General features: G+C 69.1%; 19 protein-coding genes. 3 read left to right on the top strand and 16 right to left on the bottom strand.

The window, feature by feature from the left end; translation table 11 throughout:
• Positions 1–77: 77 nt before the first annotated feature.
• The 8 genes from L3Q65_RS00745 to L3Q65_RS00710 form a co-directional block, all read right to left on the bottom strand.
• On the bottom strand, positions 78–1,916 hold the full coding sequence (locus L3Q65_RS00745) for a hypothetical protein (RefSeq protein ID WP_237596651.1): 1,839 nt from the start codon (positions 1,914–1,916) through the stop codon (positions 78–80).
• 40 nt (positions 1,917–1,956) lie between these two features.
• Entirely contained in the window at positions 1,957–2,301 is a 345-nt protein-coding gene (locus L3Q65_RS00740) for a hypothetical protein (RefSeq protein ID WP_237596559.1), read from the bottom strand.
• Positions 2,298–2,552, bottom strand: a complete 255-nt coding sequence (locus L3Q65_RS00735) for a hypothetical protein (protein ID WP_237596558.1) — start codon at positions 2,550–2,552, stop codon at positions 2,298–2,300. Before L3Q65_RS00735 ends, L3Q65_RS00740 begins: the two co-directional genes overlap by 4 nt.
• Before the next feature lie 4 nt (positions 2,553–2,556).
• Positions 2,557–2,973 carry a hypothetical protein gene (locus tag L3Q65_RS00730; protein WP_237596557.1) on the bottom strand — a complete coding sequence of 139 codons (417 nt, stop codon included), beginning with the start codon at positions 2,971–2,973 and terminating at the stop codon, positions 2,557–2,559.
• 143 nt (positions 2,974–3,116) lie between these two features.
• Positions 3,117–4,328: a DUF2637 domain-containing protein gene (locus tag L3Q65_RS00725; protein WP_237596556.1), complete on the bottom strand. Its 1,212-nt coding sequence runs from the start codon at positions 4,326–4,328 to the stop codon at positions 3,117–3,119.
• A 232-nt stretch (positions 4,329–4,560) separates the two neighbouring features.
• Positions 4,561–4,806: a hypothetical protein gene (locus L3Q65_RS00720; protein ID WP_237596555.1), complete on the bottom strand. Its 246-nt coding sequence runs from the start codon at positions 4,804–4,806 to the stop codon at positions 4,561–4,563.
• Between the two features lie 60 nt (positions 4,807–4,866).
• Positions 4,867–5,094, bottom strand: coding sequence for a WhiB family transcriptional regulator (locus tag L3Q65_RS00715; RefSeq protein WP_237596554.1), 228 nt, complete (start codon positions 5,092–5,094; stop codon positions 4,867–4,869).
• A complete protein-coding gene (locus tag L3Q65_RS00710) occupies positions 5,091–5,477 on the bottom strand; it encodes a hypothetical protein (protein WP_237596553.1) in 387 nt (128 codons plus the stop codon). The genes L3Q65_RS00715 and L3Q65_RS00710 overlap by 4 nt, the downstream gene beginning before the upstream one ends.
• Positions 5,478–6,105: 628 nt before the next feature.
• Between L3Q65_RS00710 and L3Q65_RS00705 the strand changes: the two genes are divergently transcribed.
• Positions 6,106–6,954, top strand: a complete 849-nt coding sequence (locus L3Q65_RS00705; RefSeq protein WP_237596552.1) for a GntR family transcriptional regulator — start codon at positions 6,106–6,108, stop codon at positions 6,952–6,954.
• Between the two features lie 73 nt (positions 6,955–7,027).
• Positions 7,028–7,780 carry a glycosyltransferase gene (locus L3Q65_RS00700; protein ID WP_237596551.1) on the top strand — a complete coding sequence of 251 codons (753 nt, stop codon included), beginning with the start codon at positions 7,028–7,030 and terminating at the stop codon, positions 7,778–7,780.
• Between the two features lie 197 nt (positions 7,781–7,977).
• Here the strand turns inward: L3Q65_RS00700 and L3Q65_RS00695 are convergent, their stop codons facing one another.
• Positions 7,978–8,166 (bottom strand): hypothetical protein, encoded by a 189-nt coding sequence (locus tag L3Q65_RS00695; protein ID WP_237596550.1) that lies wholly within the window; start codon positions 8,164–8,166, stop codon positions 7,978–7,980.
• A 158-nt stretch (positions 8,167–8,324) separates the two neighbouring features.
• Here L3Q65_RS00695 and L3Q65_RS00690 point away from each other — a divergent pair, with 158 nt between their 5' ends.
• Entirely contained in the window at positions 8,325–8,930 is a 606-nt protein-coding gene (locus tag L3Q65_RS00690) for an AAA family ATPase (protein WP_237596549.1), read from the top strand.
• Positions 8,931–8,950: 20 nt separating this feature from the next.
• Here the strand turns inward: L3Q65_RS00690 and L3Q65_RS00685 are convergent, their stop codons facing one another.
• From L3Q65_RS00685 to L3Q65_RS00655, 7 genes are all read right to left on the bottom strand, one after another.
• Positions 8,951–9,424, bottom strand: a complete 474-nt coding sequence (locus tag L3Q65_RS00685; protein WP_237596650.1) for a hypothetical protein — start codon at positions 9,422–9,424, stop codon at positions 8,951–8,953.
• Positions 9,425–9,667: 243 nt separating this feature from the next.
• Positions 9,668–10,117: a hypothetical protein gene (locus tag L3Q65_RS00680; protein ID WP_237596649.1), complete on the bottom strand. Its 450-nt coding sequence runs from the start codon at positions 10,115–10,117 to the stop codon at positions 9,668–9,670.
• Positions 10,117–10,563: a hypothetical protein gene (locus tag L3Q65_RS00675; protein WP_237596548.1), complete on the bottom strand. Its 447-nt coding sequence runs from the start codon at positions 10,561–10,563 to the stop codon at positions 10,117–10,119. The genes L3Q65_RS00680 and L3Q65_RS00675 overlap by 1 nt, the downstream gene beginning before the upstream one ends.
• Before the next feature lie 585 nt (positions 10,564–11,148).
• Positions 11,149–12,006, bottom strand: a complete 858-nt coding sequence (locus L3Q65_RS00670) for a DUF5753 domain-containing protein (RefSeq protein ID WP_237596547.1) — start codon at positions 12,004–12,006, stop codon at positions 11,149–11,151.
• A 34-nt stretch (positions 12,007–12,040) separates the two neighbouring features.
• Positions 12,041–12,625, bottom strand: coding sequence for a DUF6879 family protein (locus tag L3Q65_RS00665; RefSeq protein ID WP_237596546.1), 585 nt, complete (start codon positions 12,623–12,625; stop codon positions 12,041–12,043).
• On the bottom strand, positions 12,622–12,828 hold the full coding sequence (locus tag L3Q65_RS00660) for a hypothetical protein (protein WP_237596545.1): 207 nt from the start codon (positions 12,826–12,828) through the stop codon (positions 12,622–12,624). The genes L3Q65_RS00665 and L3Q65_RS00660 overlap by 4 nt, the downstream gene beginning before the upstream one ends.
• Positions 12,829–13,333: 505 nt before the next feature.
• Positions 13,334–14,611 carry a helix-turn-helix domain-containing protein gene (locus L3Q65_RS00655; protein ID WP_237596544.1) on the bottom strand — a complete coding sequence of 426 codons (1,278 nt, stop codon included), beginning with the start codon at positions 14,609–14,611 and terminating at the stop codon, positions 13,334–13,336.
• Positions 14,612–14,767 lie beyond the last annotated feature (156 nt).

Below are 14,767 nucleotides of genomic sequence, written 5' to 3'. Positions count from 1 at the left end.
TGCCGCACCGACCGCCACACCCCGCGGGGAACCGAGGTGTGGCGGCCGGAACCGCGCCGGAAAAGGGGCGGGATTTCTCAGAGGGCGCCGTTGGAGACGAACCCGCGGTCGCCGGCGTCCGGGGTTGCGTTGTAGGCCTCCTGGACGCTTCGCTGCTCTTCCAACTTCGTACGCAGCTTGGTCGCTCCGCCAAGCGCGGACTCGAGATTCGCCAGGGCCGTCTTGAGCCCCTCCACGGCCTCCATGGCCGGCTCCTGCGTCTCGGTGACGGAGGCGAGGGTTTCGCCGCGGACGCCGCCCCTCGTCAGGTCGGCCTGGGCCTGCTCGAAGGACGTAGCGAGCCCCTCGGGGTCCGGTACCGCGCTCGTAACGCCGTCGAGCGCCGTACGCAGGTACTTCTCGAGGTCCTCGGCGTACTGGATGGCGGCGTCCAGTCCGGTGGATTCGCCGGTCATGGTGGTCACGGTGGGGTACTCCTTCACTGCCGCGCTGACTGCGGCGTCGCTGGACACTGTCGGGAAAGGGATGACGTTCGATCCGGTCGCGCCGGATTCCTCCTTGGCTGTGCTGTCCGGTGGGGCCTCCTCGGGTACGGGGTCCGGAGCCGTGTCGGCCACGGCAGGCTTCGGGGGTGTCGCCGGCGGGCTCTGCACTCCGTCGAATCCCGCTGCGCGCGCGATCCGGTCCGCCACGTCCGGGTCCGGTTCCGGCAGCGTTCCGCCCATGCGGCGCAGTCGGTCGACGGCTTCGGGGTCCCAGTCCTCGAGGCGGACCAGCTGGCCGGTCTGCGTGTCGACGTGGGTGACGTTGCCGTGGCCTCGGGAGGCGTAGTCGAGCAGCCGAGCCCGCTCGCCCACCGACAAGCTCCAGTACTCGTCGTCGGTCATTCCCGCTTCGCCGTTCGAGAGCATGCCGTCCAGCACCCGCTGGTACACCGGCTGGCCGAGCGTCGCCGGTCCCTGCAGCGGCGCCACGCCGGCGATGCCGACGCCCCCGGCCGGGGGCTTTTCGCCCCGCTCGAGCGCGGCGTCGATTTCCTTGGCGAGACCGGCGTCGGTCCGGGGAAGCGCGATCCCGTTCCTGGCGAGGTGGTTCGCGAGGGCGGGGTCGGATTCTGCCAGCGACTGGCGCTGCCCGGTTTCGGTGACGTGGGTGTGCTGCCCGCCGTCTTGCGCCACCCGCGCCATGATCGCGGCGCGGACGTCGGCTGGCAGGCGCTGATAGTCCGCGGCCGGGATGAACGCGCGGCCGCCGTTTTCGTAGTCGTGCAGCCAGCGCGCCACTATCGCGCTCTGCTCGGGCGACAGCTGCGACGTCACCGCCAGCGGCGACCCCGGCACCTGAGGTACCCGGGCGTAGAACCCCAGCGGCTCAGAGGGAAGCGCAGTCGGCGGCCTGGAAGGAGCGCCCACGGCGCCGTTGGGCGGCGCCGCAGACGGGGCCGAAGGCGCCGGCCCGGCGGCAGCCGGCGGTGCGATCGGGCCAGCGGCCGGGGCGGGCGGTGCGATCGGGGAAACGGCACCCGGTGCGCCCGGAGCGGCGCTGCCTGGCGCAGCTACGCCGGGGGCGGGGGCCGGATCGCCGGTGCCGTCGCTGATGGGAAGCCCCAGCTTCGCGCGCTGTTTGGCGCGCTGCTTCTCCAGCTTCTTCTTCGCCTTGAACTCGCGCTTTTCCCGGCGCCGCTGCGCGCCCAGCTCATGGCGTTCGTGGGCGGATTCCCACACGTCGTCGAGCAGGCCGACGGTGTAGCGGCCGATCGGGGAGCGCGGCAGTTTTCCTCCGTTCTCCTCGCGGGCCTTGAGTTTGGCCATCCGGTATTCGTGGCGGGGCGGGGGTTCGTGCCGCCATCGGGCGGTCGCGTCCTCCCACAGCCTCATGACGCCGTAGGCGAGCACGAAGCACAACAGCAGAAACACGGCTTCTCCTTTCGAGCGAAGCGCGGGCGGACAGGTGCGCTCAGACGAAGCTGAGCGCCGGGACGATCGGGATCACCTGGTTGATCACCAGGAACAGCACCAGCGCGGCGGCGGTGCGAGAGCCGCGCTGGAAGATCCAGTCGAGGTAGAGCACGATCGCGCGCAGCCCGATCGCGACCCATGCCCAGGCTCGCGAGCCGTGGCGGGAGAGGTCGGCCAGCGGCAGGTGCTCGCCGCTGCGCGCCCATTCCAGGGTCTCCTTGAGCGGCGGAGCCGGTTCGTCCCACAGCCGCGGCGGCGTGAACTGCTGGACCAGCAAAGCTTTTGCTTCCTGCGGGGTGATGCGGCCGCCGGGCTCCGGCGGCCGGTTCTCCTGGTCTGTCATTCGGTCCGCCCTTCGGCGATGTAGCGCTGGTTGATCGCCTCCGCCTCGCTGGCGATGGCGACGGTCAGCTGGGTCAGGGTCCGCGCGCGGCGCGCGGGGTCGGTGTGGTTGAGCGCGGTGCGCAGCAGGTCGACCGCGGCGTCGAACTTCGCGCGGGGGTCGCCGGCCTGCTCGGCCCGGCGGACCCGTGTCCAGTAGCGGTCCATCCACTTCTGGACACGGGCCGCGCGGCGCTGCTTCGCGGTCGACACAGGGTCACGCCCCGGTGACGGCCGTGAAGCCGTGGGTGAAGAGGTTGGACAGCGCGTCGGTCAGGTTGCGCCCGGTCGGCGCGATCGGGCCGGCCGCGAACACGAACAGCAGCGGCAGCAGCACCACGCTGATCTTCGCGAGCGTGTCGGCCTTCTTGTCGTGGCGGCAGTCGAGGTAAATCGTGACCAGCGCCAGCACCAGGATCGCGCCGGCCACCGCGCCGACGGACATTCCCATCCAGCCGGAGATGCTGCGCATCATCGAGCCGATCCAGCCGCCGACGATGGTCTGCGCGATGAAAATGCCGAACAGCAGGAACAGGATGAGCGTGACCCACCACTTCGACAGGAGGTTGGACTTCTTTTTCAGGAGCCAGTACAGGGCCCCCAAAAACCCGAGCATGAACCACGGAAGAAACATGACTGAGATCCTTTTTCGTTGGAGGGAAACAACTCCGCGCGGGCTTGAAGTCCGCCCGGCGGCAGAAGGGGTGTTCCGCCGGAGGCGGGCCGCCCCGGGCCCGCTCCTCCGGGCGCGAGGCCGGGCGAGCGGGCGCAGTCAGGTCAGCTGTTGTTGAGCCAGCGGCGCATCGTGCGGTCGGTCGGAACCTTCCAGCCCTGACCGGCGAAGTGCTCGAGCACCTTGTGCGGCTGGGCGTTGCCGTTCTGCCGCGACCATGCGCGGGCAGTCTCGGCGTCGAGCACCCGCGCGCCACGCTGCTTCGAATGGGGCTGGCTCGCGCGGGCTGCCGCCGGAACAGGCGCGGCCGGGGCTTCCTGCTCCGCGATGGCCGCGGCCTCCGCGACGGCGTGGCGGCCGGTGCGCTCGCCGCGTTTTCGCTCGGCCTCGGCCGCTGTCTGCTCCGCGCGCTCGGCGGCGAGCCTGGTCTCGCGGCGCTGGTCGGTGAACGTCTTGAGCGCCTTGGAGAAGCCGTGCACGAAGTACGCCAGCAGCAGCGGGATCATCACCGCGGCGACCGTGCCGGTCCAGGCCCACCGGGTCGGGAGGCCCAGCGCGTCCGCGCCCTGGATGTCGTGGCCGACCAGGTTGAACAGCACGCTCGCCGACAGCGTCACGACCAGCACCTGGTGGCCGATGCTGCGGTACACCCGGTGCTCGGAGATCGCTCCCATGAACGTCCCGCCGATCGCGCCGACGTCGATGATCAACGGGAACAGCTTCGCCAGGTCCTCGGACCAGCCGTAGTGCTTGGCCGCGGCGTACATCATCGTGAACGAGAGCACGAACGCGAGCGCGGCCACGGCCACGGCCATCAGGCAGATCGCGACGAACGCGCCGACGGTGATCGGCGCGTCGTCCGCGCCGTCTCGTTCTTTCCCCTGTTCGCGGCGGGCGGCCGCGCGGGCGTCGACCCAGCCGACCAGTGCGTCCGTCAGCGTACGCTTCGGCGGCCCGGGCGGGTCGTGCTCAGCCTTGTCGTCGACGTTCCTGCGCCGCGGACGCTTGTCGCTGTCGCGCTGTTTCTCCGGCACGTTGGCGGTGCCCGGAGCTTCGGCGCCGGACGATGCCGCGTCGGCGGAGGGCTGCGCGGGTTCCGGGTGCGGGGCGGGCGGAGTCGGCTGGGGAAGCGGCGGGGCGGGAGCGGGCGGCGGGAGCGGCCGGTCGACGATGTCGATCGGCACAGTGGTGTCCTCGGCCGCTTCCGGCACGAACAACCCGCTGTTGAGCTCCCGGGTGACCTGTCCCGCACCGTTCAATCCCCGGACGGCCTCTCGCAGCTCGTCGTCGCTCTTGCGGGTCCGCGGGACAGGCATGGGGAACGTTCCTCCAATCGGATTGCGGGCGCGCCTGCGTCCGCGCGGGAACATTCGCGCGGAGAGGCGTCCCGGCAACGGGTTCGGGGTCTTCGGAAATCCGGCAGTCTGGGCAGCACTCACGCCTCGGGGTGTGGCGCGGCGGTGCTCGCGGTCCCTTGGGGAGGCAGGGCCGGGGGCACTCGCGCGGCGTGAGTGCTGCCCGGGCCGCCGGAGCGGTCCTGGGGGCGCGTCAGCCGCGCTGCGGGCCGCCGAGGCTCTGCAGGTCGACGAGGCAGTCCCAAAGCCCGCGCTCGTGCGCGACCTTGTCGCACAGTTCCTTCTCGGCCCGGGCGACGTCGGCCTGCGAGCTGGCGGTGGCTTTCTGCTGTTCGAGGTCCCGCTCGGCGGCCTGGTCGGTCTGGATCGCGGCCCACACCTCGCGCCGCAGGGCGCACTCGAAATCGGCGGCAGCGGGCGTGGCGATTGCGGTGGACATTGTTTCCTCCTGGCGTTGGTCGAGTGCGGTGCGTCGAATCGGGTCCGGCGGGCGGGGACGTCACGAGAGGCGCAGGCTGCGCCGCTCGTCCTCGCTCATTTCGCCCCAGACCCCGAAGCCCTGGCCGGTCGCCAGGGCTTCGGCGAGGCAGTTCGCGCGGACCGGGCAGCGTCGGCAGACCGCTTTGGCGCGCGCGGCCTGCTGCAGGGCGGGGCCGGCGGTGCCGACCGGGAAGAACAGTTCGGGGTTCTCGTCGCGGCAGGCCGCGGCGTGTCGCCAGTCGCTCATGCCGCCCTCCCCAGGTCCGTCTCGTCCGGCAGGCCTTCCCGCGCGGAGACGGGCAGCTGCTCGCGCAGCCGCTGCAGGTCGTCGTGGGCGGCCAGGCGTGCGGACTGGGCGTTCGCCTCGGCGATCCGGTCGGCGAGGTCGGCTTCGGCGGCTCCGGCCTCGATCGCCTTCAGGTCGGCGACGGTGGGGTCGCGGTGCGGCAGCTCGAGCGCAGGCTTGTCCGACAGCGGGATCTCGTGCGGCCGGAACGCGTCCCGCTCGAGCGGGTCGGGCTGGCTGCCGGGCGGCGCGGCGAGCACGTCGTCGAAGCGGTCGGCGCGGTGGATGAAGGTGGCGTCGCCGTAGTCCGTGTAGGTCTCGTAGCGGTCGGCGTCGGTGAACACGTCGTGTTCCTTTCCTGGGTGACAGGGCTGGTGGGGTGGCCCGTCCCGGCCGGGCAGCCGGGACGGGCCGTGTTGCGGTGGTGGTCCCCGGAACGCCCTTCCCCGCGCGTCGGGCGAGGGGAAGGGCCGCCGGCAGCCACCAACGTGTGGTTGCGGTGGTTGCGATGGAAGAAAGAAATTGGGGTGGGATCAGCCTCGGCTGTTGATCTCCCGGCATCGGCGTCTAGTGCCACATGTCCGCTCGCCGGTCCGGCGCGACGGGTCGCGGCCGGGGGGTCGTGGCGGGAACCCCTTTCGGGGCTCGGGCCCGTGAGGGCCTGATCATGCTGCCTGGGGTGCGGGCTCTGCTGATCTGTGGAGTTCTTGCGGTTCGCCGAAACGTTCGGACGACGGAATGTGCCCTCACCTGCGTCGCTTCCCAGCGATGGCCTTCGCCTCCCGGCGATGAAGTCCAGGTGCCGTACCGCCGCAGCGGGGGCTTGCGAAGGCGGAGGGATCGGACCGTCTCGCCGTCGCCGCAAGTTGCTCGGTTAACCGGTCAACTGCGTTGGACCGACAGTAGCTCGCTTGATCACACTTCGCAAGAGGTTGACCGGTAAACCGGGAAAGTTCGTGGTTGAATGCCCTCATGCCTGAACGAACCAGCGGCGTCCTGGTGCAGGACCAGATCGCCGCCGCCATCCGCGACCGGATCACCGCCGGCGAGCTGCAGCCCGGCGACCCGATCCCCACCTTGCGCGAGATCGTGGACCGCTGGGAGTGCTCGAAGACCACCGCGCAGGCCGCCGTCGCGACCCTGCGCGCGGAGGGCCTGATCACCGGCGGCCGCGGCAAGTCGCCCGTGGTCAAGGCCCCGCCGCACCGGGAGCAGATCAACCTCTCGGCCGGGTGGTCCCAGGAGCAGAAGGACCTCGTGCATCAGCCGCTCGAAGTCCGCAAGCAGCGCGGCGCGATCGAAATGACCGCGGGCATCCCCATCGACCGGACCCACTCGACGCACACGTACACGACGGTCCCCGCCGACGAGGAACTCTCAGAGGTGTTCGCGATCGAGCCAAAGTCCCCCGTGGTGCGGCGCCGCTACGAGATGCGCAACCGCGAGACCGGTGTCCGGCTCAGCTACTCCACCTCCTGGATCCCCAAGCACCTCATCGAGGCCTACCCGCCGCTGCTCGACGACGCAGAAGAGCCCTGGCCGGGCGGCCACCAGCACCAGCTCTGGACCGTCGGGATCGAGGTGGACCGGTTCGAGCGGACCGTCCACGCGGCCGCCTCGACACCCGAACAGCAGGAGGCCTGGAACACGACCGCTCCCATGCTGCATGTGCGCAGCAAGTCCGTCGACATCCACGGCCGCGTCGTCGAGATGAGCGACGCGGAATACCCGGCCGACCGGACCGAGATCGCCATCGACGAGAAGCTTGCACGTTGGCCAGCTGACCACCCTCGGTTCGACCCGGCCGAGGACGACCGGTGACCCGGCCGCACCGCCCGAGCACCCGACTCCGCCGCCGGTAACCCGCCGCCACCCACCCCGAGAGGCAGGGCACGTGCCCGTCATCAGCATCGTCACCGCCGTGGTCGCCGGCAAAGAGCGCTACATCCGCCAGACCTACGACAGCCTCGCCGACCAGAAAATGCCAGACGGCTGGTCCTGGCAGTGGCTGGTCCAGGAGGACGGCCTCACTGGCCTTCCTGCCGCCGAACTGCCCGACGACGACCCGCGGATCAGCACCGGCATGGGCCGCCAGGGCCGCGCGGCCATGGCCCGCACAGTCGCGATGGAACGCGCGACCGGCGACCTGATCCGCGCGCTCGACGCCGACGACCTGCTCCCTCCGTGGGCCCTGGCCCAGGACATCCGCAACCTCGTCGACCACCCCGACCACGCTTGGACCGTCTCCCCCGCCCTCGACCTGCTGCCCGACAACAGCTACGCCCCCGGCCCCTACGATCCCCCGCCCGGCACCCTGCCCCCCGGATTCCTCGCCGACGGCGAGGAAAACGACCACCTCCAGGTCGTCGGCACGACCTGCTGCACCTACACCGCGCTCGCCCACGCCCTCGGCGGATGGCAGGCCATGCCCGGCGGCGAGGACGTCGCCTTCATGCTCTCCTGCGAAGCGGTGGGCCGCGGCTGGATGGCCGCCGAACCCGGCCTCTACTACCGGAAGTGGCCCGGCAGCACCACCGGCGACCTGACTTTCGCCGGGGCCGAAGAAGCCCTGATCTGGCGGAGGCTCATGCTCCAGCGCGCACGCGCGCTCGCCGCCACCGGATGGACCTGGCGCTCACACGACTGAAACCTGGTGCACAGCGGGACACGCAGCGGGGCGGCGACCGGAAGTCCGGTCTCCGCCCCGCCTTCGCGAGTACCCGCATCGGATCCGGACACGGACCGCCCGAGCACCGACCCAGCAAGGAAACGACGGGTGTTCGCCCTCGAACGAACGCAGGGAGCCGCCCAGCCTCCGAGGACTCCCTGCCTCTCGGCCGATGCTCAGTCCGCGTGCTTGACGGGGTGTCCGTCGGGAAGGGTCGCCCTGAGCACCTTCTGTTGCCCGTCCGGCCGCCAGAGGACGTCAACCGTCTCCCCGACCTCGTCGAACTCCACGCCGGTCACTACACCAGGGCCTTCGATCCGAACTCGCTGCCCTGCCATCAGGCGGTGCGCGGGCGTGCTGTCCATCTCAGCCTCCTCTTCTTCCGGCTTCCCAAGTTTAAAGAACATGCTGCCAGCCAACGCCGCGATCGCGGCCCGCGCAGCCAACCGTCGACACGCGGGCGAGAGACTCCCGAAACGCCGCTCCTGCACCTGGCCCCTGGCTCATGCAGCAAGATCACGGCATGACAATCCCCAGCGAAGGCGCCGCCCCCACCGCCCCGCCCGCAGTGCTGCTCGTCGGCGGCTACGCCGGATCCGGCAAATCCACGCTCGGCGCGATCCTCGCCCGCCGCGCCCGCTGGGCGCTGCTGGACAAGGACTCCGCCAGCAGCGCGGTCGTCGAGGCCGCGCTGCAGGCCCTCGGCCACTCCCCGCACGACCGCGAATCCGCCCTCTACCGCGACGTCCTCCGGCCCGCCGAGTACCAGGCGTTGATCACCTCAGTCATGGAAAACGTCGACGCCGGCAACTCCGTGATCGCGACCGCGCCGTTCGTCGCCGAACTCGCCGACCCGCGATGGTGTCGGCACCTGCGCGAACAGCTCGACGCACGCGGCGCGCGACTGCACACCGCCTGGATCCGCTGCGACGCCGACACCATGTACCGCAACATCACCCGCCGCGGTGCTCACCGCGACGCCGGGAAGCTCGCCGACTGGGACGGCTACCTCGAGCGCATCGACCTCGGCTACTCCCCCGCCCTCGCGGACTGCCGCGTGATCGACAACAACGCCGGCGTCGCCTCCCTCGAGGACCAGGCCGTGCAGCTGCTCGCAGACCTCGCCTGACAGGTGCCAGCGGCGACCGGTCACCAATGCGCCCTCGGTTCGGAGTTTCCCGGCCCGCCGACAGGATCGACCGGCACCGAAGGAACCCCGACCGCGCCGGTCGTCCCACTGCCTTGCCCGTGCTGGATGCCTGCCGGCCCGTCAGGCATGACCGGCCCGGCAGGAATCACGGGAACCGCAGCGGCGGCGGGCGGGCGCGCACCGGAGGACCGCAGGACACGGGCGGCCGCGCGCATCACACGGGGCGCGAGACCGCCCAGCCACGCCAGCGCCGTCGCAGTGGCCACGCTCACCAGAACGGTGTTGGCCGCGGCCGCATGCGCGGGAACGAGATCCAGCAACGGCAGCCCCGCCCGCGACGCGGCCAGCGTCGCCGCCGACGCGAACGCCGCCGTGCGCAACGCATTCCGCGGCCGCGGCCGCATCAACCCCACCCCCGTCGCCAGAATCGGCGTCGTAGTGACCGATGTGGACAGTGCAGTAATCCAAGACATGACGTACTCCCGACATAGCACGATGCCGACCCGAACGCCGCGGCGCCACGAAGGCCGACTCTCACAGACAGCCGCGGCCGGACCATCCGGCCCGGCCGCATTCACTTCCGCAGCGCACCGAATACCGCCGGAACGCAACGCAAACCTCTGGCACGGAACAGAAACCAACGCCTTCGCAAACATCGGCACGACGGGCCGCGCGCACCGGACCGCGTGCCGAAGCAGGCCTTCGGCGACTGCCGGTCACGACCCGCCCGAGCCGCCTTTCCCGCTCGCAGCCTTGGCCCCGGTGCCCCCGGACGTCCCGGACGCCTTTCCGAAACCTCCGCGCTTGAGCCCGGGCATCCCGCCGGACTGGGCACTCGCCCCCGACACCGGAACACCCTTCGCAAGCGGAGTTCCGCCGGCCACGGTCCGCGTCCCACCCACCGCGCGCTGACCGACAGCAGGAACATCGCCCGCATACGTCGCCGGATACCAGACCATGTAGGAACCTGGGCCGTCGTACCAACCGCGGTCGTCCCAGTCACCGCACCGCGAATCCTCGATCCGCATCCCGGTGGCCTTGTCCACGCACACCCCGCCAGCCTCGGCGTCCGGCGCACCGAACACCCCGCAGCCCGACAACAGGACACCCGCGACCATCGCGGCACACCCCAGCGCCGGGCCCCGCCCGATCAACCGCCGCCGCATCACCGCTCCCCCTTCGAAGCCGGCGCGGCATCCGCCAAACGAGTCAGCGCCGCATGCAGTTCGCCCAACGGCTCGAACAGCTTCCGCAACGCCTCCGAACGAAACGTGCAGCCTTTAACGTAATCGCGCAACTTCTCGACACGACCGGCCAGCACCGCCGCTGCCGCATCCGATCGCGGCAACGTCAACTCGTCGAGAGCCGAGATCAGCTCGCCGAGCCCGTTGACGATCACTGCGCCGGGCAACGTGCACCGCTCGGGAGAATGCTCGACAGCCGCCGTGAGCTCGTCGAGCAGCTTCACGTAAGTCTCGGCGACCCCAGCCGCTGTCAGGTTCTCGCCGACATCGCGCTGTACCGGACACGGCACAACCACATCCGCAATACTCATGATGCTCCCCTCCATCGATCTTCGATCGGCCCAGCACGACAGCGCGGCGATGCTCACGCCGCCTCCGGCGCGAACGCGGGCGCACGTCGTCAACCTGGACAGAAATGCCTTAGTCACAACGATTTCCGGCTCGTCAACCAACACCAAACCTGGCTAAATCCACCGCGTTGACCGGAACGGCAGGAAACACCTGTCCAGCACTCCCGACCCGAAGCGGCTGATTGCCGTGGTGGTCTCCCGGTCCGCCCTCAACCGCACTGGCGGCGCGGAGCGAGGACGACCGGCAAACACCACAACTCTGTTTGCATTGGGAGCAGCCTCGGCTTCGGGGATACCGACTGGTCGCATCGCTCGCCCCGCTGGGGTCCTGGCGAATCGGAAATACGACCGAGACGGGACCTCGGCTCCGCTGCTCCTATGGATGTTCATGTGGGTGCACGCGTACCTGGGACTGCTGGCGGGGCGCTCTCCCGATGCCGGCCATCGCGGCGGTACCGGTTCGCGCGGGTGGCGGCCACCCAGGCGCGGCGATCACCGTAGGAGTCGGACCTCGGCAACGTCGCAAGCTTATAAGCTTGGTTTGGAGCTTATAAGCTTGCGACGAAGATGCCAAGAGGCCGGACTAAATCTCTCCCATGTGGGCTATTGCGCGAGAGTGCGCAGGTAGCTGGCCGCGCGGTTCATGACGGCCACGGCTTCGTCGCCTGTGACGGCGGCGGCCTTGCGAAGCTTGAAGTCGTTCTCATAGACCTCAATCTCCGACAAATCAGACATGACGAGCTCGCGTGTTCGGGTTTCCACTCGCACGTCGGCGAAGTCGTCGCCGTGTTTGATCACGTACGAAGTTTCAGCGAGCATCTCCTTGTCGGCCTCGTCGGTAAGGATTCCGACGAAGGCATTGGGGAGCTTGGCAAGGTGCTGCAGGAACTGGATCTGCTCGACGATCACCTCCGGCGGGGCATCGAATCTCCTGCGCAGCACGCTCTCCAGGATCACCATCTCGATGGTGATCCTGGAGTCGTACAGCACCTGCTGACGTGCTTGTCGGGCTTCGACGGCTGGTTCGATCTGGTCGACTGGGCGGCCGAGCGCCCGCAGCAAGTAGCGGGTGTAGTCGGGCTTCTGACCCAGCCCTGGGAAGACCTTGGGTTGCCAGATCTGGATCAGGCTTGCCTGGGCTTCTAATTCGCCGCGGGCCCGTTGCTGTGCGGCGATGCCGTCGCGATCGATGTCCTTCCAGCGGGAGGCGCCGGCGGACACCAGGTCCGCGAGTTCGAGCAGCCGCCCGCGCTCGACTGCGGGCATTTCAGGGCTGGTCGTGGACAGCCACGCACGTACATCGTCATTTGAGGGCCGAGTAACACCGCCTTCGATCTTCGAGACCTTGCCTTGTCCCCACCCGTGAACGGCACCGAGCTCGGTGCCGGTAAGCCCGGCACCGAGCCTCTCGTCGGTAAGCGCTGTGACCAGCTCGCGGTGGGGACCGGTGAGGTGGGACAAATCCCGCTTCGAGCGTCGCGGCCGGGGAGCACGGTCATTCAATCCGCGCCGCCTCCTGCCGAACTTCGACCTGCTGGACATGCTGCTCGTCGCTGCGCTGGTCGGGCAGCAGCGTGAACTCGCTGTAGGGGACCGCCAGCTCGAGCGCGCGCCGACGCAGCGCAACGAACGGTTCAACATCGTCGGCCAGCACAGGACCGAGGTAGGTCCCGTCCTCCGCGTAGTTCTGCACCACCGCCACCTGATCATCGAAGAGCCAGAAGTCGGTGTTCCAGAGCGGGTTCTCCCGATCGTGCTCCGTCAGCCAGTCACGCTCGAGCAGCGCAACGCCCTCCCTTGCGCTGATGTTGTCCGGGTAGACCGAGTACTCCCAGCGGGTGTAGGTGGTCAGCGGTCGTCCGATCAGGCGCACTCGCGAGAAGAACCTGCCTTCCGCGGCAGCCGCACTGGTGAGCGACTTCCAGCTGTCCTTCGACTCCGACCGCGGCAGCTCCCTGCCTTCAAGCCACGCTTGCAGCCGCTCGTTCTCGCCCTCGACGCCGTACGTGTCGCGAGCTTCGAGCCGCCACGCGAACTGCTTGAACGTCCGATAAAGCTCGGCCAGTTGTTCTCTGGTCATACAACGCCTTTCTCCTGTGCTGCGGCCGCCGCGCGTAGCAGCCACCCCGGGATCGTCACCGCATCTTCCTCGGCGGTGAAATCCAGTTGATCGCGGACGGCCGCAGTCAGGATGTCGCCCTTGACCACGACACTTCCGTCATCGTTTAGGTACAAACCGGGGCAATCCCCGCCTTCGCAAGTCGCCAGTACACGCAACGCCATGACACTCTCCCCGAGACTATAAGCCGACCTCTGCACCTTGCAGAGTAGGACACCGCCTATAGGCGCTCAAGGCCTCGATTTGCCCAGGCCTCGAATGGCCGCATTCGCCCTGCTTTGAATGACCAATCTCGCTTGCCCGCGCGCAGGCAGCCGCACCCGCGCCACCGCAGCAGGCAATAGACGAGCAGGAACGACGAGGTGCGGTCGGCTCGGCGAGCCAGGCAGTCAGGGGCTGGTCCCGTTCCCTGTTCCGCGGACCCAGCCGATTCCGGCTATTGCGCGGAGCACTTCGCTTCCGGTCCATGGGCTGGCGAGCCATAGCTCGGTGAGTCCGTCGGGCAGGTTCGGTGATCTAAGAAGCCCCGGCGGACGCGACCTGTTCGCGGCGCAGGCAATCGAACAGGCTTCCGGAGGGGACGCGCGCAACGCGTTCTTCGCCGCGATGGTGCTCGCGGGCTCGAACGTCCACTGCGGCGACGTCGAGCAGGCCTGCGCGTCGCGGGCATCAGTCGATGTCGGTCGGGGTACGGGCCCAGTCGTGAAAGGTCCGCTTTTCGCCTGGCACGGCGGGCCGGAGCTGGTTCGCGGCTTGAGGGTGGCACGCAGGGCATTTGATGTGCTTGCCGTCGGCGCGTTCGATCACCCTGAAAGGCGCTGCCTCGCCTTCCCTGGCACCGCAGGCGTCGCATGCCCCCAGGACAGCGGGTGCTGCTTCAGCGGGCGGCGCGCTGGCTTGCGGGGCACCTGCGGGGCGTGGGTCGGGGAGTTCGTCGTCGGCGAGCCGGTACAGCCAGCATCCGACAATGGACGAATTGACGGTGTCGAGGTCGCGGGAGAGGTGCTTTCGCAAGTCAGGAAGGGTCAGCTGGTAGTGATCCGGGTTGCTGAGGATCGCGTAGCAGCGGTCGGCGGTCTCGCGCAGCTTCGCGGAGCGGGTGCCCGGAGCGCGCTTCCCCGGGGGGATGGGGATCGCGGCGAGCATCGCGGTGATCTTTCCTTTTAGGTCGAGGTCGACCTCCCCCTCCTCCGGTCCGGTCGCAACCGAGTTCGGTGTCAGGGGTTCGGTTGCCGGCCGTGTGGAGGAGGTGGTTGGTATTTCGTCTTGTTGAAGTTCGTCTTGTTTTTGTCCGGCGGGGCGGACGCTCGGGCGTGCGATGGGCCGAACGCTGCGAGGTTCGGCGGGGCGTACATCGGGAAGTTCGGCAGGGCGCATGTCGCGATGTCCGCTGGAACGTACTTCCGGGAGTTCGGCAGAACGTACCTCCGGACGTACGTTCAGGCGTACTACGTTCTGACCTGTGTTTTTACTGAACTTTCCGGAGTTCGGTGCCGAACTTGAGCCGAGTTCGTTGCGGCGGCTGGCGTAGAACTCGGAGAGCGATTCCACGCCCTGGTAACCGTCCGGAGGGGTGAAGTGGACGACGTAGACGTTCCTGCGGCGCATCCCGTTGTCGTAGGTGCGCTGGAACTTGTCGATCGCGCCGAGAGCGAGCAGTTCTTCGATGTAGGTGTCGATGGATGCGGCCCGGCTGAATCCCGCCCATTCGGCGAGCAGCGGACGAGTAGGCCAGACCTGACCGTCGCCGCGTTTCTGATTGACGTGCATGGCCAGGTGCCAGTAGAGCGCCTTCGCGTGGTCGGAGATGCCGCTGAGGGCGACCCAGTCGCCGAGTTGCGTGTAGGGCAGGAGGCGACCTGCTGTGATCTCCTGCTGTTCGTCCAGTTCGGCGAGATCTGCTGCCGCGGAGGAGCGTGGCCGTTGCCTACGCGATCCTGATGTCACGGGTGTGGTCCTTGTGCTTGTGAGCACGGCACACCAGGGTGTCGCTTGCCCGTCGTCTCCGGGCTGTGTGACACTGGTTCTGCCGCGCAAGGTGCGTGAAGGGTGCTGCGCGGTACTGCTTACGGCCCGGCGCTTCGGAGTTCCCGCTCCTACGCC

This window comes from Amycolatopsis sp. FU40 (genome assembly GCF_021903635.1).
GTDB classification, from domain to species: Bacteria; Actinomycetota; Actinomycetes; order Mycobacteriales; family Pseudonocardiaceae; genus Amycolatopsis; species Amycolatopsis dendrobii.
This window is presented reverse-complemented; position numbering and strand designations above follow the sequence as displayed.

Bases quoted from the DNA above. Each gene is read 5' to 3' on its own strand.
- L3Q65_RS00740 (WP_237596559.1), bottom strand. From the start codon at position 2,301: ATGACAGACCAGGAGAACCGGCCGCCGGAGCCCGGCGGCCGCATCACC.
- L3Q65_RS00730 (WP_237596557.1), bottom strand. From the start codon at position 2,973: ATGTTTCTTCCGTGGTTCATGCTCGGGTTTTTGGGGGCCCTGTACTGG.
- L3Q65_RS00725 (WP_237596556.1), bottom strand. From the start codon at position 4,328: ATGCCTGTCCCGCGGACCCGCAAGAGCGACGACGAGCTGCGAGAGGCC.
- L3Q65_RS00720 (WP_237596555.1), bottom strand. From the start codon at position 4,806: ATGTCCACCGCAATCGCCACGCCCGCTGCCGCCGATTTCGAGTGCGCC.
- L3Q65_RS00715 (WP_237596554.1), bottom strand. From the start codon at position 5,094: ATGAGCGACTGGCGACACGCCGCGGCCTGCCGCGACGAGAACCCCGAA.
- L3Q65_RS00705 (WP_237596552.1), top strand. From the start codon at position 6,106: ATGCCTGAACGAACCAGCGGCGTCCTGGTGCAGGACCAGATCGCCGCC.
- L3Q65_RS00695 (WP_237596550.1), bottom strand. From the start codon at position 8,166: ATGGACAGCACGCCCGCGCACCGCCTGATGGCAGGGCAGCGAGTTCGG.
- L3Q65_RS00690 (WP_237596549.1), top strand. From the start codon at position 8,325: ATGACAATCCCCAGCGAAGGCGCCGCCCCCACCGCCCCGCCCGCAGTG.
- L3Q65_RS00685 (WP_237596650.1), bottom strand. From the start codon at position 9,424: ATGTCTTGGATTACTGCACTGTCCACATCGGTCACTACGACGCCGATT.
- L3Q65_RS00680 (WP_237596649.1), bottom strand. From the start codon at position 10,117: ATGCGGCGGCGGTTGATCGGGCGGGGCCCGGCGCTGGGGTGTGCCGCG.
- L3Q65_RS00665 (WP_237596546.1), bottom strand. From the start codon at position 12,625: ATGACCAGAGAACAACTGGCCGAGCTTTATCGGACGTTCAAGCAGTTC.
- L3Q65_RS00660 (WP_237596545.1), bottom strand. From the start codon at position 12,828: ATGGCGTTGCGTGTACTGGCGACTTGCGAAGGCGGGGATTGCCCCGGT.